The following is a 17,961-nucleotide window of genomic DNA, read 5'->3' on the forward strand; positions in this document are numbered from 1 at the left end:
ATGATTCCCTTCTGTGTCAGTTGGTTCATATGGATCAGTATGCATCAACTGGCCTTATACCAAATCGGGTTGAATTGGTTTGAAGCGTTAACGGATAGTCTTGTGAGCAACAGCTTATTGATCTACGTGTCTATGCTGATGTTTACGATCCTTCGGTTTTATTTACCACGCTCAAACAACGTGTTGAATCTTTTTATCTGGATCATACTGCTTACAACAGGATGGTTTTTTGTATCTGATAAATTGTTAGATCTTATTTACAAAAACAATACGCATTACCAGTTGCTGGTTAATAATACATGGCCTATACGTTTTGCTATTGGTTTTTTGATCAATGGGTGTATAAGCCTGGTTGGTTACGCTTATTTTAACTGGCAGGAGCGTGCTGAAACAGAAAAGAAAAAAACAGAAGCAGAACAATTAAGTAAAGAAGCGGAGCTGTATAAACTGCGTCAGCAATTGCAACCACATTTTTTATTCAATGCACTTAATTCAATCAATGCACTTATTGGCTCACGACCTGCAGAAGCAAGAGAAATGGTGCAGCAGTTATCTGATTTTTTACGTACCACCTTGCGTAAAGAAGAGCAACAATGGATAAAACTGGAAGATGAAATTCATTCTCTGCAGTTATATCTTGATATTGAGAAAGTGCGTTTCGGACATCGCTTAAGCACACAACTGGAATTAGATACCGATGCATGGAAAATGCAGTTGCCTGCTTTGCTCTTACAGCCGTTGGTAGAAAACGCCATAAAGTTTGGATTGTATGATACAACAGAAGATTCACGCATTTACCTGCTGGCAAAAGCTGAAGCCGGTCAACTGGTGATTACAGTTGAAAATCCATTCGATCCTTCAACTGCCGCAGCACAAAAGGGAACAGGTTTTGGATTGAGCTCGGTACAACGACGTTTATATTTAATGTTTGGCCGAAATGATCTGCTACAAACAACAGCAAAAGAAAATATCTTTAGTACAACAGTGATCATACCACAACCAATCGTATCTGACGCTTCAAGGAATGTTTGATACATGATGTACAACTATGCAGTATAAAGTTTTAGTCATTGATGATGAGCCATTGGCAAGAAGTATGTTGCTTGAATACCTGCAGGCTTATCCGCAATTGCAGGTAGTGGAAGAATGCAATAATGGTTTTGAAGGAGTGAAAGCCATTCAGCAGCATAACCCCGATCTTATTTTTCTCGATATTCAAATGCCAAAGATCACCGGCTTTGAAATGCTGGAGTTACTGGAAGAACCGCCTGCTGTAATTTTCACTACGGCATTTGATGAATTCGCTGTGGAGGCATTTGAAAAAAATGCAGTGGATTATTTACTGAAACCTTTTTCACAGCAACGCTTTGATAAAGCTATTGCACGCTGGATGGAGCAGGATAAAACATCAGCAGCTGTGACAACAGAACAGGTTTTGAAAGATGCAGCGAAAAATCCATCACAGGCAGAACGCATTGTTGTAAAGAACGGAACCAAGATCACCATCATTCCTATACAGGATATTCATTACCTCGAAGCAGCTGATGATTATGTAAAAATTGTGACAGCAACCGGCAGCTTTCTGAAAAAACAAACCATGAGTTTTTTTGAAGACACACTCAACTCGTCTTCATTTGTTCGCACACATCGGTCATACATGGTGCGGTTGCAGGAGATCACACGTATCGATCCGTATGAAAAAGAAAATCATCTTGCGGTATTACGATCGGGTGCAAAAATTCCGGTGAGTCGTGCAGGTTATCCAAAGTTGAAAGCAATGTTGGGGCTATAACAACACTCAATAAACCAAATTACTAAAGACCTTTAATACGTGTCGGTCAAACGAGGGCTTTAGACGTGGCGTACTTCATATTTCTTACATCGTACCTTGAGCTTCTCTTCTACCATTCCTGTCCCACCCAAACAGCGCCACCAATACTATCACGCAAAGCGCCGGTATCAGCAGCAAGCAGATTGTTTTCTTCACGCCAGCGGAGCAATGCAAAGAAGGCGGCATAAAATGCATCGTGTTGTACAGTTTCAGGCAATGGCAATAATGTTGAAGCCAGTTTAAATACCGGATCAGCTTTACCATTTAACGCAAGATCGATCATACGAAAATCGCTTACCACATTCACACCCGTAATAGCAGCTACTGCCGCAGCATCACCCAGGGCATGACTTAATTTTGTTTCAGTTGAATGAATGGCTGTATGTCCCATCAACCCGATCAATTGTATCTGGTAATCGAGATGATGTTCGTCAATGAATTGTTTTATCTGATTGCCGATCCAATGTCCGTAATCGACATGCAGTTGAAGGTAATCAACAGCGGAACATATGGCTGCTGATTGTAAACGTTGTTGTAGATCGGAGGGGTAAGTAATCGATGCCGTTTGTCTTATCTCAACATCCCATTTTTTCCCGCTTACTTCAAAAGAGGCAAATACAAGTTCTAAAGATTGGATACTGGTATTACTTGAAACGCCTAAAGCCCGGTAGATCATATCAGTTCATTTGTTTGTTTTCCACCCGAAATAATCGGATGCAGATTTTATTCCTCTAACAATGTTCTTCACAATTTTATCTGTTAGATTTGTAAAAATACGGCAGCTGGTTCAGGATTAATGTGTAATGAACGGAAAGCTGGAAAATGAACAGTCCCGACGTATAAATTTTACAGCACATGGTCATCAATTTAAGCGAGCAGCATTCATTGGTAAGTAATTGGGTGGCTGAGTTGAGGGATACCGAAATTCAGACCGACCGTATGCGTTTCCGCCGCAACCTGGAACGTATCGGGGAAATAGCAGCTTACGAGATCAGTAAACTCCTGCCTTGGGAGGAAAAAGAAATTACCACCCCTTTGGGCAGCGCTCCATCTAAAGTATTGAAGGCGCAACCCGTTTTGGCAACAATATTAAGGGCAGGTTTGCCGTTACATCAGGGACTGTTGAACTATTTCGACAAGGCCGATAATGCGTTCATCTCTGCCTATCGCAAACATCATCGTGATGGCAGTTTTGAAATTAGCCTGGATTATATCAGTTGTCCCAGTCTTGAAAACAGGGTAGTGATCATTGCCGATCCAATGCTGGCAACGGGTAGCTCACTGGTAAAAACAGTGCAATACCTGAGGGATGAAGGGCAACCTGCTGAGATACATATCGTTTGTGCCATCGCTTGTACGGTAGGGATTGAATTTGTGCACCGCACTGAGCCAAAAGTAAAGATATGGTGTGGCGCAATAGATGATGAATTAACGGCGAAAGGTTATATTGTGCCCGGATTAGGTGATGCCGGTGATCTTGCGTACGGAACAAAAGTGCAGATGTGAAAGCAACGAAAACCGAAGCTCATCGCTCAACAACAAGAGTATCATGAAAAACTAAAAAGAAAACCCAATTATACCAATAACAAAAACCAAAGCAGCTTAAGATCGTTCAAGGACGTCTTTGCTGTATAACCGCTCTCTGATGAGAAAACTTATACTACTACCATTATTGCTGATCGTGTTGCAATCCTATGCACAGGATCCTAATTTCTCCCAATTCTTTGCCTCGCCTTTAACATTGAATCCTGCCTTAACCGGTAAGTTTAATGGTCTTGTTCGTGTGGCAGGTAACTATCGTAATCAATGGCCAACGATCAATAATGCATTTCGTACAGCCACTCTATCGACCGATTTTGGAATTCTTGGAAATACCATTCCTGAGTTCGATCAGTTTGGTGTGGGTGTAATGGGTATGTATGATATTAATGGCGATGGAGTGATGAAGAACAGTTTTATCTCCGGTTCAGTTGCTTATCATAAAGGTATTGATGAAGATGGTTATCACCAGATTGGTGTTGGTTTCAGCGGAACCTATGCGCAACGCAAACTGGATATTAATAAACTTGATTTCCAGGATGAGTTAACAAGTCTTGGTTTCACAGGTAATACGGCTGAAGTTTTTGGCAGCAGTGGTTTTGTGAATATCAACTATGCTGATGTTAACGCAGGGTTTATTTACAATGGCGCAACGAATGATTACAACAACTTTTATGTGGGTGCTTCAGTGTATCATATAAACCGACCCAAAGTAAGTTTCATGGGAGCAGAATATATTATGAACCCACGCTTTACTCTTCATGGTGGTGGTTATTTTCCAATTGCTGATGCAACTACATTATTTGTAAGTGCCAACCATCAACGCCAGGCAGGTGCTACTGAAACAATTTTTGGTGCTGCTCTTGGTTATACTGTGAATAGTGATTTTGAAAGCCCTACTGATGTATATGCTGGTGCATTTGTTCGTTGGGGCGATGCTGTGATACCTTATATTGGTATTGAATTTGGTAATTACCGTTTTGGTGCTTCTTACGATATCAATACATCACGTTTATCAGCTGCTTCGCAACGCAGAGGTGGTATGGAAGTGTCGCTTATCTGGACGAAGAAACATACTGATCCGAATAAGAAAAAACTAAACTGTCCAAAATTCTAATTTCTGTTCTTCTCTATAAATAACGATGCCCGCTTTAAAGCGGGCATCGTTATTTATTACCATACTGCTGCTACATTAATTAATCTTGATGAGCTTCACTTGTTTGCTTAACTCACCCTGCATTACTTTCACAAAGTAGGTTCCTGCTTTGTAGTTTTCTCCAAAGCGGATATAACTGCCGTTACCTGTTACGTGTGTTTCCATCATGCGTCCATACAGGTCAAAGACTGCTACGGAAATTTTATCTTCATCATTTCCTGTTACATACAATGTAAAATAATTATTGGTTGGGTTCGGCATTGGTTTCGCATCAAGTCTGCCTGCTGCAATTGTTACAGGAATGTCTTCATCTCTTCTGACAGGTTTACCTGGTGCTGCAACAACAACTGTACTGTTGGCGCCAACAGCCATCACTGGTGCATCTGCATCGCTTGCACCCGGTTGATTGTCGTAATATACTTCACCAGTATTCTTGTTGAAGATCTTCATCCTGATCTTGTCTTCACTTGTTGTGCCACCATCAAGCACTGTCATGATAAAGCTGATACCGCTTTGTAATCCTTTAATGCGGCCGTTGCCTTTTATCTGTGCCAATGAATTGTTGATCGATAGATATTCGAAGTTTACCGCATTATATTCGAAGTCGCCCACTTTAAATACAAACTCCGTTTCACCTTTTGGATTGGTTGATTTTTTGAAATAGTTTGCAGCAAATCCAAAGGTTGCTTTACCTGTTGCAGAAGCATCACTCTTTAATGCGCCCGCTGGAGATTGATACCAGCCGCCCCCAAATGTGTGACCACCTTCCGGATCATAAATAACAATGATCTGTTCCTGATCGCCATTAGTTGTTGCGTATGAATTAAATCCATTTTGATCTGTAATGCTCATCTTTACTTTGTACACACCTGCTGCTAAGAATTTGTAACTGCCACTTACCAATCCTTTCCTGCTGCCTGAAGGTTCAGTAACTGTTGCTGCAGCAACTGTACTTTCATCTAATATCCATTTTGCCGTATGTGTTTTTCCAGGCACATCCCAGAACTCACCATTCATTGTAACAGTACTGCCAATTTTAAATGGTTTGCCGGATGAAGGACCTGTGATGTTATGTACTACATATACTTTCGCACTGTCCGTTTTGCTGTTACCGCAATCGTCCGTTGCAGTAATGTAAATGGTATAGACACGGCCATCGCCATTGCCTGCACGTTCAGCACGGAGTCTTACTGTATGCGCATCAGTTCCTACAACTTCATAATCGATCGGTTCTGTATCACCATCACCCAAACCATTGATCGGTTCGTTACTTACGATAGAAAGTTGTTTGGTGATATGCGCCTGATCCGAACAATTATCAGCAACATCATAACTGATCGTTACCTGCACCATCTTATGATTTGGAGGCCATAAATATTCTGGTGATGCACTGATGTTTGAAATTGTCGGGGCTGTAGTATCCTTCACTGTGATGATCTGTACTTTTTCTGTTTTGTTACCACAATCATCTTCTGCTTTCCATGTACGTGTAATAATCACTTCGCCCATACAACTGCCTGGAGCATCTACATCTGAATATGTAACAGCCGGCGTTGGATCGCAATTATCGGCTGCATCTGTTACATTGCCTGTTTCAGACGGATCATCATTGTGTTCACAATTATCATCTTTGTAAATAGTGATGTCTGCAGGAACGGTGAATGTTGGTGCTGTTACATCTTTGATCGTGATGGTTTGTACTTTTTCTGTTTTCAAATTACATCCATCGGTCAAAGTCCATGTACGTTTGATGATCGTTTCTCCAACACATGCACCGGCTTCCACTACATCGGTATATGTTGCGTTAAGAGAAGTGCTGCAGTTATCTGCTTCATTGGTCACATCGCCGGTTACACCAATGGCCGCATTATAATTACAGTTTGCATCTTTTTCAATCGTGATGTCAGCAGGCGCTGTAAATGTTGGCGGTTGATTATCGCCAATTGTAAAGTTGGTATTGCTGATGTCGAAAAAGATATTATCAATTGCTTCTACTTTTATTCTTGCGGTATTGCTGTATGCACAAACAATTGTTACATCAGCCGATCCATCGTTTGCTGTACTGGCAACGAGTGTGCTGAATGTTTGTCCGCCATCGGTTGATAACGAAATTTTTACATTGGCTGCCAATGCATCACTACCGTTCACATCCCACGTTACAGTATGTGTACCGGGGCACCAGGTTACTGCACTGTTAGGTGCTGTAACGGTGAAAGGTCCATATGCATCATCAATTGTAACCACCATATTATCGCTATTGGTTTGCCCTGCACCCGAATGATTATCTCTAACCGTTAAACGGAAGTTGAGCGATCGTGATACAGAAGGAAGTTTTTCCCAACGGTTGGTGTTAGTGCCATCTAAAATATTATCCAGTATTGGAAAGATGCGCAAAGGCGTAGTAACAGGTGGGCGTGAACGGAACTCAGGACCAAATGTGTGCGTAGGATTTGGTTCCCATGGAAAATCATCTTCATCTAATACATTGTCCATTTGTTCCCACCCATAGGTAAGATTATCTTCATCTGCATCCGAACCACTGCCTGTTAATTGAAAGGGAGTTGATTTTGGAATGGTGAAATTATTCCCTGCATTTGCTGTTGGTGCATTGTTACCTGCCGATTGTGTAGTGCCACAAGTAACACCAGCTAAGTAAGCTGTTACCTGCTGAATACTGATGGCATGAAAGTAATGATCCCGAATTGGCACTACATGATACCCTTCTGAATCCTGGTTGCCGCCATAACTCATAATGGTGCTGCCGCTTCCGGGTTCCATTTGTGCGCCATGACTTTCATCTTTATGTGTGAACGTATGATTGGCGCCAAATTGGTGACCAAATTCATGTGTCAACATAATTTCAGAATACACACCTATTTCATTCCAATCGGTACGGCCTGTGTAACCTCTTGCTTTAATATCATCTTGGCAAATACTGCCAATAGCGCCGGCATTTCCACCACTCCCTCCATCATTTCTGCGACGGATAAGATGACCCACATCAAAATTATCTGAACCTATCTCATCGGTAATTGCAGTTTGTGCTTCTGCATTAAAATCATCGGAGTCGGTGGAAGTAAACGGATCGGATGTTGGATCAAGAAAAATAATGTCTTCATTATTATCGATCATCACCATACGGACACCAAAATCTCTTTCAATATGGCCGTTTACAATCGTGATTTGCGCTACTTGTTCTGCTAAAACTTTTTCAATACGTTCTGCATCGTTTGCTTCAGTACCATCGAGGCACCATTGCGAAAATTCACCTTGTGCCGCAAAAGCTAAACGAAATACACGAAGTTCACCAGTGTTTGCATTTAATGTGCTGAATGCAGAACCCGACGCAGGAAGTTTTGATTTAATGCTTATTGCAGCATTGCCTGTTGTAGTACATTCAAAATTCCCCAGATCGGGTAATGCTTTTTGTGATACAACGATGTACAGGTTGTTTCCTTTTTCAAGCTTCTCAATGTACAACGCAGGTTTACTAATAGAAAGGATCACTCCATTAAATCCTTGCGGTGTAAATGAAAAACGAATAGTTGTGCCTGGATCTTTTACGCTGGTGCCAAGATAGGAGCGAAGACGAGTATGCTTGCTTTGAAGACCGGGCTGCATAACCGATGCTTCAACAATTCTGAATTGAACAGGATTGCCCTCTTCATCTGGCACAGTTAAAAAAAAGCCTGAGCGTTTTGCAGAGATCGATTTTTCAGATGGCGCATTACGTAATTGCGCTTCAAATGCTTTTTCCTGCAAACGGAAAACAAGAAAATTTGAAGGACGTTGTTTTTTTGCAAACACATCTTTGCGTAATGCAGTTTCACTTTCCCTGTTCCAGTGATTTTGTTGCGCTGCAGCAAACAGGGAAAACAGTAACACTGCAGACACAAGTAGAAATTTCCTCATAATTGGTTGTGTTTTAAATAAGAAAATGCGGGCGATCGTTTGGAGGAAACGATCACCCATGAAAGAAATATGTTTCAAGAGAGTGGATCAGTTGGAGCTCATAGACATGGAATAGCAATTGTTATCGCATTACATCAACAGCATGGCGGCCATGTTGTGTTGATGAGACACAATACAACTCATGGGTTCAATTAAGTAGTAACGTGGTTTACTTTTTCAGAAATTGGGTTGAAGAAGTACTTGCAGATTATTTCCGGAGTAATGATGATAAAGTTTTTCTTACTCTGAAAACAGCGGGATAAAAATATAAAAACCATAATACGATGCAAGTGTTTTTGAAATTATTTTTCACTTGTACCCTATTTGGGGTAGATATAAAAATTGATTTTCTTTTGAGAGATGATCGGAAGGAATTGATTATCGCTTTCGTTCCACATATTCTTTTAGTCGTAGTTGACCCAGCTTGGGTGCAATTGTATCATGCTGCATTACTTCTACAAAAAAAGCAAGTTTATCAAACAGGTTACGGTTGAATAATTTTGTAACAGGTAACATGGCTTTAACCAAACCCAAAGGAATGGTTCTGATCTTTTTTCCTGGTGCTATTACTTCTTGTATAATTTCATTGATCTGTTTTCGGCTTAATATTTCTGGTCCGCCAATTTCAATTGTACTTACATCTTGTTTAATTGCATTGATACATGCTTCAGCAACATCGCCTTCGTAAACAGGATTGGTAATTTTATCTCCTTTGCCCATGTTTACCAATCTTCCTTTTTCTGCTAATTCAAACAGATCAATAAATGCACTGAAGAGGGCAGGAGGTTTGATGATGGCATAATCAAGACCTGAACGCATTAAACGTTCGGCAAATTGCTGATGAACATGAAAGTAGGTGAGCTGAGGATATCGTTCAGCATGATAAGCAGAAACATAAATAAATTTCTTTACAACTGCTTTTATTGCTTCCGCAAGTATGTAAGTATTAGCAGTAAGATCAACATCCATAAAACCGGGCTTACTGTTATCATTAATGGAAACAGATTTGCCTAATGCAGAGATTACTATGTCAAAGCCCGAACAAATATCATCAAGGGAAGTATGTTGGGTAACATCAGCAATGATTGTATCGCATTGTATAGTTTGATTTAATGTTGTTGCTTTTTGCTGGTTGCGTACAACCGCCGTTAATGCATAACCCTGTTTCAACGCTTCTGCAGCAATGGCTTTGCCAAGATGACCGGTAGCGCCGAAAAGGAGAATCTTCATAAAAAAGTTTTAGTTGGTTACTCTCTCATCCATAAAATGATGAACGTAGCAAAAAGCACAAGCAGGCTTAGCAATGAAAGTGATCGAAAAGATGCTTTCTGTTTTAACCACTGTATAACAGTAATGATAAACAAAACAACGAACAGGAAAAGCATGAATAATGCCAGTAATTCGTAAACTGCGCCGGTAATTTTCCATTGATAAACATCAACCCATTGAACAATCAGCCAGAAAATTGCGTCGATCAAACAGAGGGAAAAAACAATACGTTGGCTTTTGGTACTGCTTAAATTCATACGGTTGTGGTTTACAATGCAACGGATGATTAAAGATAAGACAGTTTTTTTGTTTGTGTTTGTTGATCAAGATTCTTGTTATTGACAGATGGATTAAAAATGTAGATAACCGCTTATTTCTTATTTTTAAGTTCAACCAATACTACTGCTTTGCATGCAGATCAAAAATATATCGAGGCTTTACTAAACCACGACCAGCGACTTATCAGTGAAATATACCAGCGCTTTGCGCCGAACATGAAAGCTTACCTGCTTTCACGTGGCTGTAATGAAGATGATGCGGGTGATGTGTTTCAGGAAGCATTGATCGATATTTATAAACTGGCGAATGATAAACAGTTTGTGCTTACCTGCCCCTTTGAAGCGTTCTTATTATTACTCTGCAAACGCAAATTCATCAACAAAACGAAAAAAACTTCACTTACTGTGGTAACAAATGGCGAGGACGATGCATATACTCATATACCGGGTGATGCCAATGCAGGCGCAGCCGATCATACAGCACAAGTGGAAAAAGAAAAACTGGTGATGCTGGTGTTGGATGAAATGGGCAACTGCAAAGAAGTGATCATGAAAAGCCTGCTGAAAAAACCGCAGGAAGAAATTGCAGAAGAACTGGGTATGACGTATGCGTATTACCGTAAACGTAAAAGCAACTGCATGGGAGAGCTGGCTGAACTGGTACGTAACAAACCTCAATTTAAAGAACTTGTATCATGACCTATACGTACTCTGATATTGACGCATACCTGAACGGTGAACTGAATGCTGAAGACCAGCAACAGTTTGAGCAGGAACTCAGCAGCAACACACAACTGCAGGAGCAGGTGAACGCATATCGTTTATTGAACAGTACGGTGGGCAAACATCAACAGGCCGAACAAACATTACCTGAGCTGAAACAAATACTTGATCCGCTTACACATCAATACTTCAAAAAAGGTAAAGCGAAAGTAGTTACGATGAGGAGCACGATGTATATGCTGGCTGCAGCAGCATCGGTTGTATTGATATTATTACTCGCTTTACCGGGCACATCACCTGATAATTATTCGTTTGATGATATGCCGGGTGCTATTGTTCGTGGTGCCGAAGATGAAAAAGCAAAAGCAGCACAACTCTTCAATAACAAACAATATGCAGACGCTGCAACGGCATTTGCCAAACTACGAACAACTGCTCCTGCTGATGCAACAGTTGACTTTTATCTGGGCCTTAGTCTGTTGAAAACAGAAAAGTATGCTGAGGCATTGCCATTGTTTGAAACATTAGCGAATGGTACTTCTGTATATGCAGAAGATGCGAATTTCTTTGCTGCATTAAGTGCTTATCATTTGCAGCAAAATGATAAGGCAAAACAATATGCAGAAAAGGTGAAGGAAGGAAGCAGGTATAGCAAGAATGCGAAGGCAGTGTTGAAGAAGTTGAAGTAAAAATTTAAGGTGAAGTTTTCTCAAGCTGCCGTCATGCCGACGCAGGAGGCATCTGTAAAATTTCAACGAGTAATTGTTTAATCAGATTAACAACATCAAGCATTTTGTTCAGGTAGAGATTTCTCCTTCGTCGAAATGACGTTTCCGATATTGCTTTCATGTTGATCAAAAATAGCAGCCTTATTTATGCAGTTATTTAACTGCTGCATCTTAGACTCTGGTAAAACTAACTAATGCGGAAATTCGGCGTCTTCTCTTCCTTCATCTTTATCGCAATTCTTATTGCAGGGACCTATGGTATAATCCACAATCAACTCACTTACTCCATCTCTCCTGAATATTTTACAAAATTTAAGTACAGGCAATTTGGTTTTGAACCGGAATGGTTTGGCGGCCATCGGCAGACCGTAGCAGCAATTGGTTTTCTTGCAACCTGGTGGACAGGCTTGTTTATTGGAATTTCAATTGGGTTAGTTTCATTATTTTTTCCTGATCATAAAACTATGATCGCAACTCTTAAAAAAGCGATCAGGCTTATATTAATTACTGCTGTTGTTACGGGAGCTGCGGGGTTTTTATACGGAAAGTTTTATTTAGCAAAGACCAGCGTTGATTGGTGGCTACCGGAAGATCTATCAGACAAATCCTCTTTTATAATTGTCGGTTCCATCCACAACTTCAGTTACCTGGGTGGCCTGTTGGGACTTCTGGTCAGTATTGTTTATATGATCAGGTTATTGTTTCAATTAAAAGCTAAACAAAATCGCAGATGAATGAAATGAAGTAATTTTATTTATTGAAATATAAAATTTGATTTAATCTTCATTGAACCATTTTATTTGTTTGCTGTTATTTTCTTCACTCAATACCCGCATAGAGCAACCTTCAGCCGTATCCCGGAAAACAGTTATTCATCATTTTTAATTAAATCAAAACACGTATGAAAAAAGGACTTTTTTCATGGGGTGCACTCTTGTGTGTATGCCTCATCATTGCCTCAGGATGTCAAAAGCAGAACGATGTTATTGCCGACGTTAACAAATTCGAGAATGAATCGATCGCTTCCATCATTCAAAACCCTAACACAAGCTTCACCGTAAAAGGTGGAACAGGCTCTGGAGTTTCAAGCAGGGCGTCTGCAGGAAGACAAGTGAAGTTCACTTATCTCGCAGTTGCACTGGCACGTACCGGTTTAACAAGTACGTTATCAACGCTCAGCTCAAACTACACGTTGTTTGCACCAACTGATGATGCATTCAGAGCTGCCGGATTTAAAACCATTCAGGATGTTGTAAAAGCTCCGAAAGAAGTATTGACTCCAATATTGTTGTATCATGTACTTGGTGCTAAAGTTTTAGCAGCGCAAGTTCCTGCTGGTCCAAATGCAGCAGTGAAAACATTAAATGGTGCAGATGCATATGTTACATCAAACAGCAATGGTGTTTTCATTAATGGTAATGCTGTAATTGTTGCTGATGTTAAAGCAGCTAATGGAGTAATTCATGTTATTGACAATATATTGATGCCGCCAGTAGGAAATATTGTTGCAACAGCTGTTGCCAATCCAAACTTTACCTATTTGGTTGCTGCAGTATTAAGGGCAAGCCAGGGTTCTACAAATGTTGCAGCACTTTTAAGCGGCGATGGTCCATTAACAGTATTTGCTCCGGTTAACCAGGCATTTATTGATGCAGGATTTGCAACCATTGCTGATATTACTGCTGCTGATCCAAATGCGCTAACGCCCATTCTTGCTTATCACGTAGTTGCGGGAAGAGTATTTTCATCTGACCTCACGAATAATATGAGTGTACCAATGTTTGCCGGAGGTAACACGACAATTACACTAACAGGTGGACCAAAGATCAAGGGTAATGGAAATGCAATGGCAGCGAATATTATCAAAACAGATATTGTAACGACCAATGGAGTGATCCATGTGATCGATGGAGTATTGTTGCCATAATTAAATAATAAAACAGGCCGTTATTAAACGGCCTGTTTTATTATATCAATGTTTCGAGTAAGTCAGTTCATTCATTTCTTCTCTCCAAAAAATTCAAACGCATTAGCAACAGCCTGATGAAAAATATTACCGTGTTCTTTGTTGCTGATGTATTCGAACTGAATTGTTCCGTTTGTCAGTTTCGTTTTAAGAAGATCGCTTAAAGCTTTTGCATCTTCTTCCATGAGCTTTCCTTCTTTGCCAACTGCTATATAAATTCCTATCTTCTTTTTAAATGGTTCAACCTTTGCTTTCAGCAACGATTCATTATCCCACCACAAACTCGGACTTACAATGACGTACTGTGAAAACAATTCCGGTTTTTTGAATAATACTTCTGTTGCCAATAACCCACCCAGCGATTGGCCAATGAGCATATTATTTCCAGTTGTCTTGAATGACTTGTTGATGTAAGGCTGCAGTTCCTTTTCAATAAAGCGGATGAATTTTTCTGAACCGCCTGTTGTAGGAAAATCTTTTTTATCCTTTTCGATTGTTGTATGGAAGGTGAAATCTCTCCGCCGGTCAACATTGGCAATACCCACCACAATTGATTTGGGCAACACATTCACCCATGGGAAATTATAGAACTGAACAAGACCTGCCACATGAATAAAATCTTCATCAGCAGAACCATCGAGTAAATAAATTACGGGATAGCTTGAATCCTTATGAAAACTTTCCGGCAAATAAATATTTAGTGTACGGTTTTCATTTAATTCAACTGAATGCAGCTGCCGTATAATGCCCAATGAGAAAACTTTTTCTTCTTCTTTTGTTTGAGCAACGACTGTTATGGATGAAATTAAAACTGCAATAAAAAACAAAGAGCGATTAAGCATACTGATGATTGTATTAAGCATTATGAGGCAGGTTCGGAACGGTGCTGTAGGTTTGTACTTCCAACTTCGTATCTCGTACTTGATGTATTAACCCAAATAAACTTCCAGCAAACCTTCAGGCAATTCAACCAGCACTTGTTTCTTTTTATGATTGATGCTACGGATAGTTTCTTCATGCAGTGGTATCAATACTTCTTTGCCTTCAATTTCTAACCTGCATAAGATCTGCAGTGGTTGTTCAATTACTTCGAGCACATTGCCTAACTCTTTCTTTCCATCGATCATTAAATAACCAATGAGCGAAATAGGAGCAGACTTGCCGGCTTGTTTATGAAAATCTTCTTCACGCAGCCATACTTTTTTCGGAGATAATTTTTTTGCCTGCTCTTTAGTGGTAATACCATCAATAGCAATGTAAACTTCTTCTTCGTTCTTGATCTTGGTGCCTGTTATGAAGTAAGGAAGAAGTTTGTCTTTCGATTCTTCAATGAACAATACTTCTAATCCTTTCAACGAAGTTTTTTTACCGAGGTTATGTTTCAGTACCACTTCGCCGCTTAATCCGAATGTGCCAAGTATTTGTCCAATGCTGAAGTATTCCATGCGGCAAAGATATTTGTTAAGTGCGATGTTAGATGTAAGAAGTACGATGTAAGAAAATCTCGAATAGAAAACAAAACGTACAAGTGTGCGACGCAACAAAAGTGTTATAGAAGCACTCAGCTGAGTACAATATATTTCTTCTTTCCGCCTTCGTGGCAAACAAAAAAATCCCTCACAATAATGCGAGGGACTTTTATGAAGACAAATGTAAGTAATGGGATTACTCAGCTGCCGGTGCTTCTCCACCTTCCTGGCGTCTTGGAGCCATCGGACGGCGTTGATAGTTACCACCACTGCGCTGTTTGAATCTTGCCTTACGGGCTTCTTCTCTTTTCTTCGCTTCAGTAGCTTCATGCTCGCTGTGCCAAGATTGGAATTTCTCCATTGCAGCAGCCTGATCGAAAAGACCAAGACCAACACCACGTAAGAGGTGTTTCAGATACAATACACCTTTTGTAGAAAGGATCTTGCGAACTGTGTCAGTAGGCTGAGCTCCTTTGTGTAACCACTCCAAAGCTTTCTGACGATCGATCTGGATCACAGCAGGCTCTGTTACAGGGTTGTAAGTACCGATTTTCTGAATGAATTTTCCATCTCTTGGGGCTCTTGCGTCGGCCACTACGATGAAATAGAAGGGTCTCTTTTTTGACCCGTGTCTTTGCAGACGGATTTTAACTGGCATCGTAAATTAAAATTTAAATGCGTGAATAAATAAAGGTTAACTAAGAGAGCAAAAATAAGCGGTGATGCCCATATATCCAACCCCGAAAATATTAAATTTTACCGGCGGCCCATGCCCGGCATCATTTTGCCCATGGGCATTTTGTTCATCATGCTCATCATTTGCTTCATTTGCTCAAACTGTTTCATAAAAGCATTCACCTCAGCAATATCTTTTCCGCTGCCTTTTGCAATGCGCAAACGACGGCTTTGGCTGATAAGGTCAGGGTTTGATCTTTCCTGCGGGGTCATAGAATTGATGATGGCTTCAACACCTTTAAACGAATCGTCACTTATTTCAATATCCTTCATGGCCTTGCCCATTCCGGGGATCATGCCCATCAGGTCTTTCAGGTTACCCATTTTCTTGATCTGCTCCAGTTGCTGCTTGAAATCTTCAAAATCGAACTGGTTTTTGCGGATCTTCTTTTCCAGTTTTTTGGCTTGTTCCTCATCGAACTGGGCCTGCGCTTTCTCTACGAGCGAAGTAATATCACCCATGCCGAGGATACGCTGCGCCATACGATCGGGGTAAAACACATCAAGCGTATCCATCTTTTCGCCACTGCTCACAAATTTGATGGGTTTGTTCACCGTGTATTTGATGGAAAGCGCCGCACCACCTCTTGTATCGCCATCGAGTTTGGTAAGCACAACACCCGTAAAGTTCAATCGGTCGTTGAAGGCTTTGGCCGTGTTCACTGCATCTTGCCCCGTCATACTATCCACCACAAAGAGGATCTCGTTCGGGTTCACAGCGGCTTTTATATCAGCCACTTCCTTCATCAATATTTCATCAATGGCCAAACGACCGGCCGTATCGATGATAACTACGTTCTTATTTTTTGACTTTGCCTCCTTAATAGCATTCTGCACAATAGCAACTGCATCTTTGTTCTCCCGTTCGCTGTAAATATCCACACCAATTTGCCCCGCCAATACGGTCAATTGATCGATCGCCGCCGGGCGATAAATATCTGCCGCCACCAGCAAAGGAGATTTTCCTTTCTGTGTTTTGAGATAATTGGCGAGTTTTCCACTGAAAGTGGTTTTACCGCTACCTTGTAAACCGGCAATCAAAATCACTGCAGGAGCACCTTTCAGTTCAAGTTCACTTTCAGTGCCGCCCATTAATTCTGTGAGCTCGTCCTGCACAATTTTCACCATTTGCTGACCGGGGTTTACCGCCAGCAACACCTTGGAACCTTGCGCCTTATCCTTCACTGTATCAGTAAAGTCTTTGGCAATTTTATAGTTTACGTCGGCATCCACGAGGGCACGACGGATATCTTTCACCGTAGCAGCAATATTGAGCTCGGTAATACGGCCTTCACCTTTTATATTCTTAAACGCACTCTCTAAACGTTCACTTAAATTCTGAAACATAATTCAATTTATTTCGGGTAGCAAATGTACGCCCTATCTGCTAAAGGGGGAAATTGTCTGAACCATGATTTGGGTGGATTTAAACGATTGAAGTGATGAATGTACTCTTTGCCGCACAATCTTCTGAATCCTAAAAATCAGATAAATCATGGTTCAGACATTATCTTTGCCGCCATGTTCAATAACAAGAAAGTCATCGTGGTATTGCCGGCGTACAATGCGGCTAAAACATTAGAGATCACTTACAGCGAGATCCCATTCGAAATTGTGGACGAAGTGGTGCTGGTGGATGATGCCAGTAAAGATGAAACAGTTGCTAAAGCCAAAGAGCTGGGCATTAAACATATTGTGAGCCACGAAAAGAACAAAGGTTACGGCGGTAACCAGAAAAGTTGTTACAACAAGGCGCTGGAGCTTGGTGGCGATATTGTGGTGATGTTGCACCCCGATTATCAGTACACACCAATGTTGTTACATGCCATGATCAGTATTATTGGGAACAATGTTTACCCGGTGGTGTTTGGCAGCCGCATTTTGGGTAACGGTGCCTTGAAAGGCGGCATGCCGATGTATAAATACATTGCCAATCGGTTTTTGACATTCACACAAAACATATTACTGGGTCAGAAGTTATCTGAATATCATACCGGTTATCGTGCTTTCAGCAGGGAAGTGTTACAAAACATCAAGTACCAGGAATGCAATGATGATTTTGTGTTTGATAATGAAATGGCCGCACAGATCTTTTACAAAGGTTACCAGATCGGCGAAGTAACCTGCCCCACAAAATATTTTGAAGAAGCCAGCAGTATCAACTTCAGTCGTAGTATGAAATATGGGTTGGGCTGTTTAAAAACATCACTTGTATATCGATTGTGTAAATGGGGATTAATGAAGAGCAACCTGTACTAAGCTTGCATCTTTCAATTGCCTGTTGTATTTTGATGAGCGAATGAAGCAATTGCTCTC

17 protein-coding genes are annotated in these 17,961 nt (G+C 40.8%); 9 read left to right on the forward strand and 8 right to left on the reverse strand.

All coding sequences use genetic code 11. From position 1 onward, the window contains the following. Nucleotides 1–39 precede the first annotated feature (39 nt). Both WG954_RS08385 and WG954_RS08390 read left to right on the forward strand, forming a co-directional pair. Nucleotides 40–1,032, forward strand: a complete 993-nt coding sequence (locus WG954_RS08385) for a sensor histidine kinase (RefSeq protein ID WP_340435445.1) — start codon at nucleotides 40–42, stop codon at nucleotides 1,030–1,032. 16 nt (nucleotides 1,033–1,048) lie between these two features. Beyond that, nucleotides 1,049–1,792, forward strand: a complete 744-nt coding sequence (locus WG954_RS08390; protein WP_340435447.1) for a LytR/AlgR family response regulator transcription factor — start codon at nucleotides 1,049–1,051, stop codon at nucleotides 1,790–1,792. Between the two features lie 109 nt (nucleotides 1,793–1,901). Here the strand turns inward: WG954_RS08390 and WG954_RS08395 are convergent, their stop codons facing one another. Continuing rightward, on the reverse strand, nucleotides 1,902–2,507 hold the full coding sequence (locus WG954_RS08395) for an anhydro-N-acetylmuramic acid kinase (RefSeq protein WP_340435449.1): 606 nt from the start codon (nucleotides 2,505–2,507) through the stop codon (nucleotides 1,902–1,904). Nucleotides 2,508–2,686: 179 nt separating this feature from the next. Here WG954_RS08395 and upp point away from each other — a divergent pair, with 179 nt between their 5' ends. Then, on the forward strand, nucleotides 2,687–3,337 hold the full coding sequence (upp, locus tag WG954_RS08400) for a uracil phosphoribosyltransferase (RefSeq protein WP_340435452.1): 651 nt from the start codon (nucleotides 2,687–2,689) through the stop codon (nucleotides 3,335–3,337). 139 nt (nucleotides 3,338–3,476) lie between these two features. Next, entirely contained in the window at nucleotides 3,477–4,487 is a 1,011-nt protein-coding gene (locus WG954_RS08405) for a PorP/SprF family type IX secretion system membrane protein (RefSeq protein ID WP_340435454.1), read from the forward strand. A gap of 75 nt (nucleotides 4,488–4,562) precedes the next feature. On the opposite strand, the gene WG954_RS08410 is transcribed toward WG954_RS08405, so the two are convergent. The 3 genes from WG954_RS08410 to WG954_RS08420 all read right to left on the reverse strand — a co-directional run bounded on the left by WG954_RS08410 (nucleotide 4,563) and on the right by WG954_RS08420 (nucleotide 10,003). Next, nucleotides 4,563–8,438 carry a zinc-dependent metalloprotease gene (locus tag WG954_RS08410; protein WP_340435456.1) on the reverse strand — a complete coding sequence of 1,292 codons (3,876 nt, stop codon included), beginning with the start codon at nucleotides 8,436–8,438 and terminating at the stop codon, nucleotides 4,563–4,565. A 417-nt stretch (nucleotides 8,439–8,855) separates the two neighbouring features. Next, nucleotides 8,856–9,707, reverse strand: coding sequence for an SDR family oxidoreductase (locus WG954_RS08415; protein ID WP_340435458.1), 852 nt, complete (start codon nucleotides 9,705–9,707; stop codon nucleotides 8,856–8,858). 17 nt (nucleotides 9,708–9,724) lie between these two features. Then, entirely contained in the window at nucleotides 9,725–10,003 is a 279-nt protein-coding gene (locus WG954_RS08420; protein WP_340435460.1) for a hypothetical protein, read from the reverse strand. 150 nt (nucleotides 10,004–10,153) lie between these two features. Here WG954_RS08420 and WG954_RS08425 point away from each other — a divergent pair, with 150 nt between their 5' ends. From WG954_RS08425 to WG954_RS08440, 4 genes are all read left to right on the forward strand, one after another. Beyond that, nucleotides 10,154–10,723, forward strand: coding sequence for an RNA polymerase sigma factor (locus tag WG954_RS08425; protein ID WP_340435462.1), 570 nt, complete (start codon nucleotides 10,154–10,156; stop codon nucleotides 10,721–10,723). Then, nucleotides 10,720–11,436: a hypothetical protein gene (locus tag WG954_RS08430; protein WP_340435464.1), complete on the forward strand. Its 717-nt coding sequence runs from the start codon at nucleotides 10,720–10,722 to the stop codon at nucleotides 11,434–11,436. The genes WG954_RS08425 and WG954_RS08430 overlap by 4 nt, the downstream gene beginning before the upstream one ends. A gap of 233 nt (nucleotides 11,437–11,669) precedes the next feature. Next, nucleotides 11,670–12,209: a hypothetical protein gene (locus WG954_RS08435; protein WP_340435466.1), complete on the forward strand. Its 540-nt coding sequence runs from the start codon at nucleotides 11,670–11,672 to the stop codon at nucleotides 12,207–12,209. A 167-nt stretch (nucleotides 12,210–12,376) separates the two neighbouring features. Then, on the forward strand, nucleotides 12,377–13,402 hold the full coding sequence (locus WG954_RS08440; RefSeq protein WP_340435468.1) for a fasciclin domain-containing protein: 1,026 nt from the start codon (nucleotides 12,377–12,379) through the stop codon (nucleotides 13,400–13,402). Nucleotides 13,403–13,473: 71 nt separating this feature from the next. Here WG954_RS08440 and WG954_RS08445 read toward each other — a convergent pair whose 3' ends face one another. The 4 genes from WG954_RS08445 to ffh form a co-directional block, all read right to left on the reverse strand. After that, on the reverse strand, nucleotides 13,474–14,304 hold the full coding sequence (locus WG954_RS08445) for an alpha/beta hydrolase (RefSeq protein ID WP_340435470.1): 831 nt from the start codon (nucleotides 14,302–14,304) through the stop codon (nucleotides 13,474–13,476). A 66-nt stretch (nucleotides 14,305–14,370) separates the two neighbouring features. Further along, entirely contained in the window at nucleotides 14,371–14,886 is a 516-nt protein-coding gene (rimM, locus tag WG954_RS08450) for a ribosome maturation factor RimM (RefSeq protein ID WP_340435473.1), read from the reverse strand. Between the two features lie 220 nt (nucleotides 14,887–15,106). After that, the gene (rpsP, locus tag WG954_RS08455; RefSeq protein ID WP_324231385.1) at nucleotides 15,107–15,568 is read right to left on the reverse strand and encodes a 30S ribosomal protein S16; all 462 of its coding nucleotides are present in this window, start codon (nucleotides 15,566–15,568) and stop codon (nucleotides 15,107–15,109) included. A gap of 98 nt (nucleotides 15,569–15,666) precedes the next feature. Continuing rightward, nucleotides 15,667–16,992: a signal recognition particle protein gene (gene ffh / locus WG954_RS08460; protein ID WP_340435475.1), complete on the reverse strand. Its 1,326-nt coding sequence runs from the start codon at nucleotides 16,990–16,992 to the stop codon at nucleotides 15,667–15,669. Between the two features lie 174 nt (nucleotides 16,993–17,166). On the opposite strand from ffh, the gene WG954_RS08465 reads away from it, so the two are divergent. Beyond that, entirely contained in the window at nucleotides 17,167–17,904 is a 738-nt protein-coding gene (locus WG954_RS08465; RefSeq protein ID WP_324231383.1) for a glycosyltransferase family 2 protein, read from the forward strand. The last annotated feature ends 57 nt before the right edge of the window (nucleotides 17,905–17,961 follow it).

The organism is Lacibacter sp. H375, from assembly GCF_037892425.1.
Classification (GTDB): Bacteria; Bacteroidota; Bacteroidia; order Chitinophagales; family Chitinophagaceae; genus Lacibacter.